At 63.7% G+C, this 14,319-nt stretch carries 13 protein-coding genes and 1 pseudogene; 11 read left to right on the top strand and 3 right to left on the bottom strand.

Annotated elements, in window-relative coordinates:
* Positions 1 to 37 precede the first annotated feature (37 nt).
* Complete coding sequence (locus AC0L2R_RS18165) at positions 38 to 1,027, bottom strand: sugar phosphate isomerase/epimerase family protein (protein WP_473510623.1); 990 nt, start codon at positions 1,025 to 1,027, stop codon at positions 38 to 40.
* 269 nt (positions 1,028 to 1,296) lie between these two features.
* Between AC0L2R_RS18165 and AC0L2R_RS18160 the strand changes: the two genes are divergently transcribed.
* From AC0L2R_RS18160 to AC0L2R_RS18130, 7 genes and pseudogenes are all read left to right on the top strand, one after another.
* The gene (locus AC0L2R_RS18160; protein ID WP_473492895.1) at positions 1,297 to 2,415 is read left to right on the top strand and encodes a nucleotidyltransferase family protein; all 1,119 of its coding nucleotides are present in this window, start codon (positions 1,297 to 1,299) and stop codon (positions 2,413 to 2,415) included.
* A gap of 128 nt (positions 2,416 to 2,543) precedes the next feature.
* Positions 2,544 to 3,146, top strand: a complete 603-nt coding sequence (locus AC0L2R_RS18155) for a CDP-alcohol phosphatidyltransferase family protein (protein WP_473510622.1) — start codon at positions 2,544 to 2,546, stop codon at positions 3,144 to 3,146.
* Positions 3,147 to 3,176: 30 nt separating this feature from the next.
* Positions 3,177 to 4,958, top strand: a complete 1,782-nt coding sequence (locus tag AC0L2R_RS18150) for a bifunctional alpha/beta hydrolase/class I SAM-dependent methyltransferase (protein ID WP_473510620.1) — start codon at positions 3,177 to 3,179, stop codon at positions 4,956 to 4,958.
* A 2-nt stretch (positions 4,959 to 4,960) separates the two neighbouring features.
* Positions 4,961 to 6,295 (top strand): phosphatase PAP2/dual specificity phosphatase family protein, encoded by a 1,335-nt coding sequence (locus tag AC0L2R_RS18145; protein WP_473510618.1) that lies wholly within the window; start codon positions 4,961 to 4,963, stop codon positions 6,293 to 6,295.
* On the top strand, positions 6,292 to 6,720 hold the full coding sequence (locus AC0L2R_RS18140; protein WP_287322061.1) for a hypothetical protein: 429 nt from the start codon (positions 6,292 to 6,294) through the stop codon (positions 6,718 to 6,720). Before AC0L2R_RS18145 ends, AC0L2R_RS18140 begins: the two co-directional genes overlap by 4 nt.
* Before the next feature lie 8 nt (positions 6,721 to 6,728).
* Positions 6,729 to 7,388: pseudogene (locus AC0L2R_RS18135) on the top strand (lysophospholipid acyltransferase family protein); the annotation flags it as partial.
* Between the two features lie 159 nt (positions 7,389 to 7,547).
* The gene (locus AC0L2R_RS18130) at positions 7,548 to 8,477 is read left to right on the top strand and encodes a phosphatidate cytidylyltransferase (protein WP_473510616.1); all 930 of its coding nucleotides are present in this window, start codon (positions 7,548 to 7,550) and stop codon (positions 8,475 to 8,477) included.
* Between the two features lie 257 nt (positions 8,478 to 8,734).
* Here the strand turns inward: AC0L2R_RS18130 and AC0L2R_RS18125 are convergent, their stop codons facing one another.
* Positions 8,735 to 10,744 carry an AI-2E family transporter gene (locus AC0L2R_RS18125; protein ID WP_473510614.1) on the bottom strand — a complete coding sequence of 670 codons (2,010 nt, stop codon included), beginning with the start codon at positions 10,742 to 10,744 and terminating at the stop codon, positions 8,735 to 8,737.
* 210 nt (positions 10,745 to 10,954) lie between these two features.
* On the bottom strand, positions 10,955 to 11,884 hold the full coding sequence (locus AC0L2R_RS18120) for a hypothetical protein (protein WP_473510612.1): 930 nt from the start codon (positions 11,882 to 11,884) through the stop codon (positions 10,955 to 10,957).
* Positions 11,885 to 12,173: 289 nt separating this feature from the next.
* On the opposite strand from AC0L2R_RS18120, the gene AC0L2R_RS18115 reads away from it, so the two are divergent.
* From AC0L2R_RS18115 to AC0L2R_RS18100, 4 genes are all read left to right on the top strand, one after another.
* Positions 12,174 to 12,437 (top strand): hypothetical protein, encoded by a 264-nt coding sequence (locus tag AC0L2R_RS18115; protein WP_023799059.1) that lies wholly within the window; start codon positions 12,174 to 12,176, stop codon positions 12,435 to 12,437.
* 249 nt (positions 12,438 to 12,686) lie between these two features.
* Positions 12,687 to 12,914, top strand: coding sequence for a hypothetical protein (locus tag AC0L2R_RS18110; RefSeq protein WP_128170714.1), 228 nt, complete (start codon positions 12,687 to 12,689; stop codon positions 12,912 to 12,914).
* A 356-nt stretch (positions 12,915 to 13,270) separates the two neighbouring features.
* Positions 13,271 to 13,492, top strand: a complete 222-nt coding sequence (locus tag AC0L2R_RS18105) for an alkylphosphonate utilization protein (RefSeq protein WP_023799061.1) — start codon at positions 13,271 to 13,273, stop codon at positions 13,490 to 13,492.
* A gap of 138 nt (positions 13,493 to 13,630) precedes the next feature.
* A complete protein-coding gene (locus tag AC0L2R_RS18100; RefSeq protein ID WP_473510610.1) occupies positions 13,631 to 13,993 on the top strand; it encodes an SPW repeat protein in 363 nt (120 codons plus the stop codon).
* Positions 13,994 to 14,319: the final 326 nt, after the last annotated feature.

Below are 14,319 nucleotides of genomic sequence, written 5' to 3'. Positions count from 1 at the left end.
TCTTTCCTCCCTTGTTGAACGATTTTGAGGCCGAGCCTCAGTTCTCCGGCCCGAGCATGGCTTCCTGGATGATGGCTTGCGACGCGACCGCGTCCTGGCGGTCGATGGCGGTGGACAGGCGATTGTCCTTCTCCAGCCGCTCGACGACGCGCAGCATGCGCTTGACGGTGGCGATGTTGACTTCGCATTCGTGGATCGGATCGAGCCCGGTCATGTCGGGAAATGTGTCGAAGTAGATGGCGCCGGCGTAGCCGTCGCGGCGGATCTGCCTAAGCAGCTCGATCGTCTGCAGCGTATGCACCGCTCCGACCATCAGGCCGTCGTCGCGCTTGGCGTAGCCGTCGTTGAGATGCACGCCCAGGAGCTTGCTGTGGCGCGCCACAAGTGCTGCGGCAAAGGCCGGCTGCTCGTCGGCATAGAGCACATGGGCGAAATCGAGCGTCACGCCGAGATTGGGCAGGCCGATCTCGCGGATCGCCAGCAATGTCGTCGCCGCGTCGGGCATCAGGCTGTAGGAACGCGGCTCGTTGGGCTTGTACTCCAGGCTGATCAGGCAGTCGGGATCATGCGCTGACACTTCACGAATACCATCAATTTCGTGTTGCCATAGCGTCGCGTAAACGGCCTGGAAAGCATAGTCGAAGCCATCCTGGCCGAGCCACAGCGTCATCAGATTGGCGCCGGCCTCACGCGCGGCGTCGATGCCGGCCTTGGTCAGGTCGATGGCTTCGCGGCGAACTGCCGGATCCGGATTGGTGAAGGCGCCGAGCTTGAAGGCCGGATTGGAGTAGTAGCGCATGGCGAAACCATTGATGGAAAGCCCGAGATCGCCGAGCTTTCGCGCCATTTCCGCAGGTTTTTCCTCGACATGATCGGGAAAGTTGAGGTCAAGGTCGGTCAGCCCCGCAACTTTCGCCGCACGCGCCGCCATCTGCAGCATGGACGGCTTGCCGACAAGATCCGGCCATTCGGCCTGCGGCCGCGAGGCAAAAGAATTGAGGCGTGTGGCGAAACGATTGACTGTCATGGACGACCTTTCTTGGACATAACTTCACATACTATAGTTTATTTGTAAAGTCGAATGTGCCGTTTGATTCAAGACTGGGCGACGGTACAGCGTACATAGAGAGGAGCAGGCGGCCACGAAGAGACGAACTGCTGACGCACGATTTGATCCGCGTTCATGATGCTTTAAGCGCAGTTGTTACCGTTTTCGCAAAAACGGTAACAACTCAATGATGGCCGTGGCAGCGAAGTTGTGTTATTACCCTTTTCGCAAAAACGGTAACAACGCCCATGCAGCAAATACCCCACACATACCAGACGCTCTATTCCGAGTTGGCGCAGCGGTCGCTGGACGCCGCGTTTTCGACGGAATTCAACATCGGCGGCCGCTTTGTCACAGCCGAGGTGAAAGGCCGCCGCTACTGGTATCTCGACCTACCTAGCCCTGACGGCGGCAAAACACGCAGATATGTCGGCCCCGTCGACGATCCTGAAATCACCAGGAGGGTCGAAAACTTCAAAGACCTGAAAGCCGACATCAAAGAGCGGCGAAAACTGGTTTCGACACTCGTTCGCGAAGCCTACCTGCCACGGCCGGAAAGGAAGACCGGCGACATTGTCCAGGCACTCGCCGAAGCTGGCTTCTTCAGACTTCGTGGCGTCCTGGTCGGTACCGTCGCTTACCAATGCTATCCAGCCGTCCTTGGCGTTCGCCTACCTAGCACGTCAATGGTCACCGGCGATGCCGATTTTGCGCAGTTTCATTCGATCTCGACGGCCGTCGATGACAAAATGCCACCCGTGCTCGATACGCTGAGGCAAGTCGACCCGACATTCCGAGAGATTCCGCACCAGGCTGATGGCCGCTTCACGACGCAATACTCGTCTCGCTCCGGATACAGGGTCGAATTCCTGACTCCGAACACCGGTTCGGCCGACTACGAGGGTCATCCTACAACCATGCCCGCGCTTGGTGGCGCGTCGGCGCAGCCCCTGCGCTTTCTCGATTTCCTGATATACGAACCGATCCGGGCCGTTCTCCTGCACGGCGCCGGCGTGCCGGTGAACGTGCCTTCGCCCGAACGGTACGCGATCCATAAGCTCATCATCGCCAGCCGCCGCCGGACGGACAACGACGGCACCGCCAAGAGCCGCAAGGACAAGATGCAGGCTGCAACCATCATGGAAGCCATGATCGAACAACGGCAGTCGGAAGATCTGGCCGATGCTTTCATGGAGGCATATGGCCGCGGTGCAGCCTGGAAGGAAGCCATACGCCAGACACTGTCCCAGATTGACCACGGCACGCGCGAAACCGTCCTGCCAGCGCTGGCCCGCGCTATTCGAAAGCTGGAAAGAGATCCTAGCGAATTCCACCTTGAAGACGTGGCGGCCGCACCGAAGCCGTAGGGCCTGCGCATAAAGGTTCCGGGCGGGCGCTGCTGATCGTAACCCTGTACAACCGCTGGCCGCCCTTGCGTCTTGCGCGCCAATTGATCATCCTCGCCGCAGTTGCACCGCGGCCGGGGGGTTCGCACATGCCGACGCTTTATGCGCTGAAACCGGCCTTCCAGGCCAGGCTGCGGCCGCTCGCCGACCGGCTGGCCGCGGCCGGCGTCACCGCCAACCAGATCACGCTGCTGGCTGCCGCCCTGTCGGTTGCCACCGGCGTTGTGGTCGCGGCCCTTGCCGGCCATCGCGCGGTCTTGCTGCTGATGCCGGTGGTGCTGTTTGCGCGCATGGCGCTCAACGCCATCGACGGCATGCTTGCGCGCGAACATGGCCAGGCCTCAAAACTCGGCATGTATCTCAACGAACTCTGCGACGCCGTCTCCGACCTGGCGCTGATCCTGGCCTTTGCCGCTCTGTTCCCTGCCTGGGGGGTCGTCGCCTTTGCCGTCACAGCAATGCTTGTGGAGTTCGCCGGCGTGCTCGGCATCGCGGCAGGCACCGGGCGCAATTATGCCGGGCCGTTCGGCAAGAGCGATCGGGCGCTGGCGCTCGGCATCGTCGCCGTCCTCGTCGCCTGCGGCCTATGGGTGAACGCGATCACGCCGTTCGTGTTTCCGGCAATGGCTACACTCTCGCTGGTGACCGCCATCAACCGGATACGCAGCGGCCTTAACGGGAGCGGCGACTGAAATTCCGGTCGCATCCGCCTGGGGAAAAACATGCTTCACGAACCGACGATTGCTGCTTCCGCAGTTGAGCAGCGGGTGGCGCAGGAGCGCAGCTTCCGCAGCCATGACGGCACCGAGATCTTCTACCGCTACTGGCCGGCGGTCGGGCAACCCGCCAGGAGCGCGATTGTGCTGTTCCACCGCGGCCACGAGCATGGCGGCCGCATGGCGCATCTGGTCGACGAACTCGATATGCCCGGCCATGCCTTCTACGCCTGGGACGCGCGCGGCAATGGCCGCTCGGCCGGCGAGCGCGGCTATGCGCCGTCTTTTGCAGCACTTGTGCGCGACATCGATTGTTTGGTGCGTGAGATCGGCAGAGACGGTTTTTCCCAGCGCGACATCGCGCTGATCGCGCAATCATTCGGCGCGGTCCTCGCCGCCGCCTGGGTGCATGATTATGCACCGCAGATTCGCGCGCTGGTGCTGGCCTCGCCGGCCTTCTCGGTCAAGCTCTACGTGCCCTTCGCCAAGCAAGGCATTGCGCTGTGGCAGAAGATCAAGGGCCGCTTCTTCGTCAATTCCTACGTCAGGGCCAAGTTCCTGACGCATGACCCCGAGCGCATCGCCTCCTTCGAGGCCGATCCGCTGATCACGCGGCCGATCGCTTCCAACATCCTGGTCGAGCTCTACGACCACGCCGCCCGCATCGTCTCGGATGCCCGCGCCATCACCGTGCCGACGCAATTGCTGATCTCCGGCAGCGACTGGATTGTGCGGCATGGACCGCAGCACGAATTCTTCGTCAATCTCGCCAGCCCGGCCAAGCAGCGGCATGTGCTGCCGGGTTTCTTCCACGACACGCTGGGCGAACGCGACCGCCGCAAGGCGCTCGACCTGATCAAGCCGTTCCTCGAAAGCCACTTCTCGACGTCGCAGATGCCGGTCGACCTGACCGCGGCCGACCGCGCCGGCTACACACGCGACGAGGCCGACCGGCTGGCCTCGCCGCTCGCTTTGCTGTCACCGAAAGGCCTCTACTGGGCAATGAGCCGCGCCTCGATCCGTATCGGCGCCTGGCTGTCGTCAGGCATGAAGACCGGGATAGCCACCGGCTTCGATTCCGGCTCGACCCTCGACTATGTCTACGAGAACCAGGCGCGGGGCGCCGGTCCGCTCGGCCGCATGATCGATCGCACCTTTCTCGACGCCATCGGCTGGCGCGGCATCCGCCAGCGCAAGCTGCATCTCGAAGAACTGATCGGCAGCGCCACCGGGACGCTGAAGGCCGCCGGCCGCACGGTCCATATCGTCGATATCGCTGCCGGCCACGGCCGCTACGTGCTCGATGCCGTCGCCAAATGCGCCGAGCCGCCGGCCAGCGTGCGGTTGCAGGATTTTTCCGAGCTCAACGTTTCGCTCGGCTGCAAGCTGATCGCCGAGCGGCACCTGCCGACCAATGTCTCGTTCCACCAGGCCGACGCCTTCGACGCTGAGATGCTTGCCGGGCTCGAGCCGGCGCCGGACCTGGCCATCGTCTCCGGGCTTTACGAATTGTTTGCCGACAACGCCATGATCATCCGCTCGCTCGACGGACTGGCCAGGGCGATGCAGCCCGGCGGCCTGCTCGTCTACACCAACCAGCCCTGGCATCCGCAGCTCGAAATGATCGCGCGCAGCCTGACCTCGCATCGCGGCGGCCAAGCCTGGGTGATGCGCCGGCGCACGCAAGGCGAGATGGACCAGCTGGTGGCGGCGGCCGGCTTCGAGAAGCTCGACCAGCGCATCGACCAGTGGGGCATCTTCACCGTATCGGTCGCGCGGCGCGTCTGAGCATGGTCTTGCCTGTCCTTGGTCTTGCCCCTGCCCCTTCCGCCACTGGGCGCGAGCCGTACGCCGCAATCGTGCTGCGCGCGGCGCTGTGGCTCGCATTCCTGGCGCCGTTCTTCTATGCGAGCTACGGCTTCGCCAACTGGCTGGCGTCGCAGCGCGACGATGTCGGCAGCATCGTCTTCACCTGGGAGCGCGACATCCCGTTCATCGCCTGGACGATCGTGCCCTACTGGTCGATCAACCTGTTCTACGGTCTGTCGCTGCTGCTCAACCATACCAGGCGCGGCGTCGATCGGCTTGCCTTCCGCTATCTCACGGCGCAGATCGTCGCCGTCGCCTGTTTCATCCTGTTCCCGCTGACGGCGACCTTTGTGCGGCCGCAGACATCGGGCCTGCCAGGCTTCATGTTCGCGGTGCTCGGCGGCTTCGACAAGCCGTTCAACCAGGCGCCGTCGCTGCACATCGCGCTGCTGGTCATGATCTGGGATCATTGGCGCTATCGGCTGAAAAGCATGGCCGGCGTCGTCTGGCATGCCTGGTGTTTGCTGATCGGCGCCTCGGTGCTGACGACGTGGCAGCACCATGTCATCGATATCCCGACCGGCGCTTTGCTCGGCTTTTTCGCCTTGTGGCTGTTTCCGCGCCACGGCGAATTGCCGTTCGCCGGCTTCCGGCTGACCGCTGACGCCGGCGCGCGGCGGCTGGCGCTGTTCTACGCGCTCGTCGCAGCGCTGGCGCTGGCCGGCGCCGCTGCCGGCGCCTTCGTTTCGGCGCTGTGGCTGATCCTGCTATGGCCGGCGCTGGCGCTGGCAATCGTTGCCTTCGCCTATGCCGGAGCCGGCGCCAAAGTGTTCCAGAAAACGGCCGACGGCAGCGTCTCGCTGGCCAGCCGTGTTTTGCTGCTGCCCCACCGGCTTGGCGCCAGGATCAATGCATGGATATGGACGCGCAAGCTGCCGCCGCATGTCGCCATTGCCGATGGTGTCTTCCTCGGCCGCTTTCCCACCGTCGCCGAGGCTGGCGCCTTCGGCACGGTGATCGACCTTGCCGGCGAGTTGGAGCGGCCGCGCGGCGTCGCCTGCCGCTGGACGGCTGTCGCCATGGTCGATCTTTTGCCGCCCTCGCCCGAGGCGCAGGCGCAAGCGGTGGCGGCAATCGAGGACGCGCGCAGCTACGGCACGGTGCTTGTCTGCTGCGCGCTCGGCTTCCAGCGCAGCGCCGGCGCCGTCGCCGCCTGGCTGGTTGCCACCGGCCGCGCCGACACGCTGGCGCAAGCGCGAACCAAGCTCGCCGCATCGGGCCGGCCGGTGCATCTTCACGTAGACCAGCCGGCATGAGTGCCCATCGAGACAAGGCCGAAGCGTTCGCCGCCGGGCTGATGACGCAGGCGGTGTGGCCGCTGTTTTTTGTGCTGGCCGCGTTGGCGGCCGCGCCGGTCATTGCCGTGGCGGCGCAGCCGCAGGCGACCACGCTGGCGGCAGCGGCCTGGCTGGTTGCGGCAGCGAGCGGCGTGGTCACTCTCGCCGTCTCGGCCCTGCTTGTCTTCGACGCGTTGCTGTTCTGGCTGATGGCGAGCCACATCAGCGAGGCCGCCGGCGGTGCCTCGGTCGACGACGTGCTGGCGCGCATGCGCGTCAAACCGGCCGCAGCCGGCATCCGCTCGCTCGACCGCCGCATCGCGGGCACGCAGCGCCTGCTGATGAAGCAGCGCATCGCGCTCGGCCTGTTCGTCGCGGCGTCGCTCGTCGCCTTGTCTTTCTGAGCCCGACGATGAGCAAGCTCGGCACAAGGAGCTTCACCCTGCTGCAGACCGTGACCTCGGTCGGCCTGTCGGCGCTGGCCTGGGCGGTGACCGGCGTGCGGCCGATCTGGAACGGCAGCCAGCCGTCGAACCGGCAGCGCATCTACTTCGCCAATCATGCCAGCCACGGCGATTTCATCCTGCTGTCGGCCTGCCTCAGCGAGAAGCAGCGCGCCCGCACCCATGCGGTGGCAGCCGCCGACTATTGGGGAAAATCGCGGCTGCGCCGGTTCATCGCGCAGGACATGCTGTCCTCGGTGCTCATCCACCGGCAGTGGACCGATGAGGCGCAGCATCCGATCTCGATCATGCGGTCGGTACTCGACGAGGGTCATTCGCTGATCATCTTCCCCGAGGGCACGCGCAACATGACCGACCAGCCGCTGCTGCCGTTCCGCTCCGGCCTCTACAATCTGTCGATGGCGCGGCCCGACGTCGAACTCATCCCGTGCTGGATCGAGAACATGTCGCGGGTGCTGCCCAAGGGCGAGTTCGTGCCGGTGCCGCTGCTCTGCCGCGTCGTCTTCGGCGCGCCGATCGCCATTGCGCCCGGCGAGGAACGCCGCGCCTTTCTCGAGCGCGCCCGCCAAACACTGCTGGCGCTGAACCCCCGCCCGCCAACGCATGATGCGGAAAAGTGGAATCCGGTTTTCCGAAAAACATCATGCGACCAAAACAGCGTCGAGCCCAAACAGCGTAGAGCCCAAAGAGCTGGAGATCGTGCCGGATCCGGTATCCGGCACGACCCCAGCCACGACGCTCCAAGAGACGACTAGAACAACATGCCAATGCACGAGACCCTTATCATGGTTGTCGGCCTAACTGCGGTGTTGACCACGGCAAGCCTGGTCGCCGGCATCCTGTCGTGGCGCGCGCCGAAGCCGCTGTCCTCGACGCTGGTCAATCTCAACCAGCGCATCAACGCCTGGTGGATGATGGCGGTGGCGATCACCGTTGCCTTCTTCTTTGGCCGCGCCGGCATGACCATCCTGTTCGCGCTGATCTCGTTTGCCGCGTTGCGCGAATTCGTGACGCTGACGCACAGCCGCCGCAGCGACCATTGGGTGCTGCTCGGCATGTTCGGCATCATCATCCCGTTCCAGTACTGGCTGGTGTGGACTGCCTGGTACGGGCTGTTCACCATCTTCATCCCGGTCTACTGTTTCCTGCTGATGCCGGCGATCACCGCGCTGCACGGCGACACCGAGCGGTTTCTCGAGCGCATCTCGGCGCAGCAATGGGCGGTCATGATCTCGGTCTACTGCGTCAGCCACGTGCCGGCGCTGCTGACGCTCGACGTGCCCGGCTTCGAAGGCCGCAACTTGTTGCTGGTCGCTTTCCTGATCATCACCGTGCAAGGCAGCGACGTGCTGCAATACATCTTCGGCAAGCTGTTCGGCAGGCACCTGATGTCGCCGAAGGTTTCGCCGTCGAAGACCTGGGAAGGGCTGGTCGGCGGGCTGGCGACGTCGAGCCTGCTTGGCGCGCTGCTGTCGTTTCTGACGCCGTTTTCGCCGCTCCAGGCGGCGGGTGTCGCCCTCATCGCCTGCCTGATGGGCTTCCTCGGCGGGCTGGTCGCCTCCGCCATCAAGCGCGACCAGGGGGTGAAGGACTGGGGCCATCTGATCGAGGGCCATGGCGGCATGATGGACCGCGCCGACAGCCTGGTCTTCGCCGCCCCGGTTTTCTTTCACACGGTGCGTTATTTCTGGACGTGAGAGCGAGCTACGACCTCAGAGGCTGTTTCGAAAGTCGCTCCGGCGAGTCATATGGAAGTGGTTTCGAGAACCGGAGCGCAGCGGACATTAGAGCGCCGCGCGTCCATTGGACGCGCAAAGGACGCTCTAACACTTTGGTTGGCGCATGATCCTTTCCGGAAACCGCAGGTTTCCGGGGTCATGCGCTGGTCCGTGAGCACCGGAAGCGCAGAAAACGCCATCAGATGGCCGCCGGAGTAGAGTTTCCAAACAGTCTCTCACTTTGCAGCGGCAAGCGGCGCCTTCCTGGCCGGGCGCGGCCGGCGGCGCATGCGGCGCTTGGCAGCGACCTTCAGCGCCACCGGCGGATCGCTCGACAATGCGCCCAGAACGGCTTCGACCATGCCAAACGCCACAAAATCGGCATTGATGTCATTGGCCAATTCGACGGCTGCCTCCTTGTCGTCGCCGTCCTTCGACCAGAACACGATGCCTACCCGCAGCGCCGATCTGGCACGTTTCAGCCGACGAACAAGGAAACGGGCGTGCTTGACGGAGTCACGGTTCAGGAATCCGACCACAACGGTGTCGACCGCGTCGAGCTCGAGCCGGCGAATGCCAGTCGGATCCATATCGGCAAAGCTCGCCTTCGAGACCGTTGCCCCCTGGACTTCGAGCACCTGCGCCAGCATGGCGGCGGCGGCATCGTCGAGTTCGCCGCGGCCGCCGGGACACAGCACCGACATCTCCGTGCCGTCCGGCAGCTCAGTGTCGTCCTCGCCCTCCGCTTGGGCCTGCTTGTCCCTGTCCTTGTCCTTGTACTTGTCCGCCGTGGCAGGCTCGACTGTGGCCGGATCATCGTCCTCCTCTGCTTCCTCCCGTGCGCTGTCGTCGAGGTTCGCCACCAGCATCTGCGCGCTGGCCGCCACCCGCCGTCTTTGCTCATCGCCCATGACGCCGCGCACGCGATCCTGCTCGCCGAGCAGCAGTGCGGGAATGGCGACCTTGTCATAGAATTCGAACAGATATTTTTCCTCCAGCATCTCCTCGGCGTGATCCGTGGCTTCCTCTGGATCGCCGGCCAGCAGCCGTTGGTAGAGCCGGGCGTGGGGTTCGAGCACCGGTTCGTTGCCGAACAGGACGTCGAGGAATTCGAACTGCGGCACGTGCCTGCCGAGCACGACAAGGCAGACCGTGAGCGGCGTCGACAGGACCAGGCCCAGCGGACCCCAGAGCCAGGTCCAGAAGATCGCCGCGACGATGATGGCCAATGGTGACAGCCCCGTTCGTGAACCGTAGAGCCACGGTTCGACGACGTTGCCGGTGATCATTTCCATGGCCACGAACAGCCCGGCGGTCCACAGCACGAGCGACCAGCCGGGCGCCACGGCAAGCGCCAGGAACAGCGGCAGCAGTGCACCAATGATCGGGCCGATATAGGGAACAAAGCGCAGCGCCAGCGCCAGCAACCCCCACAGCAGTGCATTGGGTATGCCGAGAACCCAAAGCCCTGCTGTAACCGGTATGGCATAGACGATATTCACGACCAATTGCATGAGCAGATATCGGCCGACCCGCTTGCCCGCTTCCTGGAGCGCCTCGGTGGTCCGATGAAGATCACCATAGCCGACGAGGCGTATGAAACGATCGCGCAGGTCCTCGCGCTCGAGCAGCATGAATATGACGACGACGACGATCAGGCCGGCCGATGCCAGCGGGCTGATCAGCGGGCCGATCAGGTTCTGCAGAACCTGAAGCGGCCTTTCGCGTGCGATGATCTCGACAGGCACCGGCTCGCGCCGTGGCTGATCCGCGGCGGGCGGCGAGGTTTCCTGCCTGTCGAGTTCCTGGCCAACGCGTTCGATCGCCTCGCTCAGCCTGGCGATGACGCCGCCGCCGACGCCGGTCTCCTTCAGGGATCGGACTTTGGTCAGGATATTCGACTGGTAAAGCGGGATGTTCTGCGCCAGTTCGCTGACCTGCGTGGCGACAATGAAGGAGAACAGCGCAAGCACCGTGAATGCGCCCAGCACACTGGCGATGACCGCAGGAAGACGGGGAATGCCGACCCGTTTGAGTGCCGAAACCAAGGGTGCAAGCGCAAAGGTCAGCAGCAGTGCGATTGCGATCGGCAGGAAAACCTCGCGCCCGAAATACAGGGCCGCAACCGCCGCCACGACGGTCGCGACGGTGGGCAGCGACATCCGCGGCAGGGCCATGGCAGCGGAAACAACGCCCACCAGCCCGGGCTCCGACGGATGCATGCCGTTTCGCCGATTGGCCGCCACTTGATGCCTCCACCCCGCCATGGCCATGATCAGGCATATTGAGCCGGCATGCAACGTCCCCACCTTCGTGCCAGCGAGCCCGACCACTCCAGCGACAAGGGTCTTCCCCTCAGCCCGGTGCCGGACGGCCCGATGCCAGACGGCCCGGTATCAGGCGACCCGGTGTCAGGCGACCCGGTGTCAGGCGGCCCGGTGTCAGGCGGCCCGGTTTCAGACGGAATGGCTCAGCCAATGACGGTCGAACACGTCGACGATGGCACGGAACTCGGCCGGTGGGATCTGGCTGGCGCCGCCGTCGCTGTCTCCGACGAGGAATTGCGCCAGCTGCCGGTCAACCGCTTCCGTCTGCTCGACGGACAGGCCAAGCGATGCCAGATCGGCGGCGATCGATCCGTCGGGCGGCAGATACCCGCCCCAACCCTGGGGCGCCGGATTGCGCAAGCGGACCATCAGGATCCGGGTCAGCGACGGCTGCGGCTCCGGGCCGATGATGGTGGTGCCGCACAAATAGCCGCCTAGCACGCTTCCCGGCCGCGAGTGCGGAAACAGGCACAAGAAGAATTGCGCCTCGCCGCTGGCTTCCTTCAGATGCGCATAAAGCCCGCGTTTTGCCGACGTCATCTGCCCACCGAGCAGCAGCTGCCCGGTCGGCAAGGCCTCGCGATAGGCGGCGGTCAGGCCGTGCGCCCCCGGCCCGGCCTCAATCGACAGGCTGCCCCTGATCAGCTGGCCGCGATAATAGGGCGACAAGGCGCGCGAATAACAGGCGTAGGTTCCGACAAGGGCCAATCCAGGGCTTCGCTCTTCATGCCCGGCAGCGGTCTCGAAATGCGCACCGGCGCGGCGCTCCAGTTCGGCCCTGTCGATGCCGTGGCGGGCACAGATCGCCGCGGTAAAACCTTGCAGGTCGCTCTCGGCGATCCAGGCGCCGGTCTGCTCCAGCTTGAGCAGCTTCGTCCAGTCGTCGTAGACGCTGAGCTCGCGTGGCTGGGCGCGCCCCTGCAGCCATTTGTCGGCGCGGCCGAGATCGAACGCCGTCTTCGGGTTGACGCCCCGGAACGCCGCCGCAAGGTCCTTGCGGGTGACGGTTCCCAGCACGGCCGCAGTCAGCCGCAATTTTTGCGCGATATGCTGTGCCACCCTACCCGCCCCTTTATGCCACTGCGAGGATAGCACGCGCAGGCTATACTTTTCCACAAGCTAATATTCCAGAAATTCCGGAGAATTCCACGCCCCTCCACGCGCCTGCGCTTTTCGCCCCGCCGGGCGGCGCTAAGGTCGCGCAGGGCAGGGGCAAGTTATGAAACTCACGCTATTTAGGCCTGAATACCAACACCCTTCCTCAGTCATTTGAACGACGGCGAAGCCGAGCTCTCGGCACCGGCACAAACCAGCGTAGATGCCGCCTCAACAAGGAAGGAATAATTCGATGTCCTGGATTGCCTCCCCCAAAATCCCTTTCACCGCGGTTGCGGCTGGATCCGCTGCACTGCTGCTGCTGACCTTCGGGCCGGATGGACCGTCGCGTGCCGCTGCCGGCTCGCGCGCGGCAGCGACATATGGCAAGGCGGCTCCTGCGGCGCCGGTCATCGATCCGACGCGCATCGAAGTCGACGGCGGCGCGCACGTGATACGCTTTTTCATCGACGGCAAGCAGGTCGCCCTGCTCGACTCAAACGGCTTCAGGGATTGATCTTAACACCAGCGTTGGCCGCGACATTGAGCGGCCAAGCGCAACTGGATGTCTGGGTTCTGTCGCGGCCGCTCCAAGCTTCGGCCTGATGCGGCTGCAAGCCTACACGTGCCGGCACCTGCTCACATTGTACTTTTCCACAAGCTAATATTCCAGAAATTCCGGAGAATTCCACGTCCTTCCACACAGCGGCCGTGTTCGGGCCGGCGGCCGCGGTTAACCTTACGTTAACCATGGAGGGACCTCGTCATGAAACTTGCCCTGTCTGCTCTTCTCGCGGTGCTCGCACTTTCGCAAGCCGTGGAGGCCAAGACGAAAGCCGTTGCCACCGATGCCAAAGCGTCCTCAGCCGAGAAAAACCGGCCGCCGCTCGACAACAAGTCCACCAGCGGGATCACGTCGTCTGATGCGACGGCGGCGCCAGCCGACAACAATGGATCCAGTCTGTATCCGCCGGCGATCTATTTCAATTTCTAGAGTCCCTCCATCCGTTGTGGGGCTCAATCTTTAACCGGCCGTACGCCGCTTGCGGTGTCCGCGATCGACGGGTCCGCATTTCGACAGGTCACCTGTTCGACAAGTCACTTGTTCGACAGGCCACCTGATCGACAGGCTTAGGCGGCGGCGCGCCAGGCTGTGATCCTCCACCTTCCGGTGAAATCGGCTTCAACCACGAGGCATCGCCGACTTCGACGGGCGATACGGCCTCCTGACATGAGCAACAAGGATGCCCTGCCCGCTTCACGCGCCAGCGATGGCACAGTTGCCACCACGCTTGACCTTGCCGCCATCCGCCGGATAGTCCGCTATCCCCTTCGATGAAAGACCCTGATATGACAGACGCGATCGCAAGAGACAGCAACGGCGCCCAGTTGAACGAGGGCGATTCCGTCACCCTGATCAAGGATTTGAAGGTCAAGGGCACGTCGGAGACGATCAAGCGCGGCACACTGGTGAAGAACATCCGCCTCACCGCCAATCCCGGCGAGATCGAGTGCAGCACCAAGCAGGTCAAGGGCCTGGTGCTGAAGACCGAGTTCCTGAAAAAGGCGTGATCGCGCCCGGCACTCAGTGCATAACCGGCCGCCCCGGAACCACTCCTTGAAAGCCGCCGAAAGTGCGATATATCAATGACTAAGCGTGCGTTGCACGCGACGTAGTGCTTTGGTCAAGCTTCATCTGTGGAGGTTGTCATGGCAAACAATCTGATGGAAGGAAAGAAGCCTCAGGATTGGATCAACCTGATCCTAGCGGCATGCCTGTTCATCTCACCCTGGGTTGTCGGCTTCGCTGCTGAAACCACTGCTGCCTGGAACGCTTGGATTGCCGCGATCTTGCTCGGCGCCCTGGCTCTCGCGGCGCTTTCAGTATTCGCCGAATGGGAAGAGTGGGTGAACCTTGTCGTCGGGCTCTGGCTGATCGCCTCGCCCTGGCTGCTCGGCTTCGTGGCAAACGCCAACGCAATGGCGACCCACGTTGTCCTCGGCTTGCTGGTGGTTGCGGCATCGGCCTGGGCAGTCTGGGACTCCCGTCATCATCCGCCAGCGCATGCGTGATCGGTGACGACTGATGCATGTCGCCCAAAAGCATGCCCTCGGGCCTGACCGAGGGCGCGCAGCGGTTTTGGGGTAACGACAGGCACAGAAACAAAGACCTGAAGCGCGTCGATTTCCTTTCGAACGCGAGGCGCTTTAAGGGGAGGAGTCTGGCGCGCGAGCTGCGGGCTCCTTCTAAAGCCTGAGACCGGGTCCGCTAGAGTATTTTTGCAGCCAGGCAGAATCGCTTCACGTTGCAGAAATGCGGCTAAAACGAACAGACAGAGCAGGCGCCAGTCAAATTCGCACGCCTCCCGCCCGCCGTATTCCCGGCCAAATTGTCTTTT

The sequence above is a fragment of the Mesorhizobium sp. WSM4820 genome (genome assembly GCF_055811075.1).
Note: the sequence above shows the minus strand (reverse complement) of the source record. Positions and strands in the feature narration are given on the sequence as shown.

Excerpts from the sequence above, each read along its gene's own strand:
- AC0L2R_RS18165 (WP_473510623.1), bottom strand. The coding sequence starts at position 1,027 with ATGACAGTCAATCGTTTCGCCACACGCCTCAATTCTTTTGCCTCGCGG.
- AC0L2R_RS18130 (WP_473510616.1), top strand. The coding sequence starts at position 7,548 with ATGCACGAGACCCTTATCATGGTTGTCGGCCTAACTGCGGTGTTGACC.
- AC0L2R_RS18140 (WP_287322061.1), top strand. The coding sequence starts at position 6,292 with ATGAGTGCCCATCGAGACAAGGCCGAAGCGTTCGCCGCCGGGCTGATG.
- AC0L2R_RS18145 (WP_473510618.1), top strand. The coding sequence starts at position 4,961 with ATGGTCTTGCCTGTCCTTGGTCTTGCCCCTGCCCCTTCCGCCACTGGG.
- AC0L2R_RS18105 (WP_023799061.1), top strand. The coding sequence starts at position 13,271 with ATGACAGACGCGATCGCAAGAGACAGCAACGGCGCCCAGTTGAACGAG.
- AC0L2R_RS18110 (WP_128170714.1), top strand. The coding sequence starts at position 12,687 with ATGAAACTTGCCCTGTCTGCTCTTCTCGCGGTGCTCGCACTTTCGCAA.
- AC0L2R_RS18115 (WP_023799059.1), top strand. The coding sequence starts at position 12,174 with ATGTCCTGGATTGCCTCCCCCAAAATCCCTTTCACCGCGGTTGCGGCT.
- AC0L2R_RS18160 (WP_473492895.1), top strand. The coding sequence starts at position 1,297 with ATGCAGCAAATACCCCACACATACCAGACGCTCTATTCCGAGTTGGCG.
- AC0L2R_RS18155 (WP_473510622.1), top strand. The coding sequence starts at position 2,544 with ATGCCGACGCTTTATGCGCTGAAACCGGCCTTCCAGGCCAGGCTGCGG.
- AC0L2R_RS18150 (WP_473510620.1), top strand. The coding sequence starts at position 3,177 with ATGCTTCACGAACCGACGATTGCTGCTTCCGCAGTTGAGCAGCGGGTG.
- AC0L2R_RS18100 (WP_473510610.1), top strand. The coding sequence starts at position 13,631 with ATGGCAAACAATCTGATGGAAGGAAAGAAGCCTCAGGATTGGATCAAC.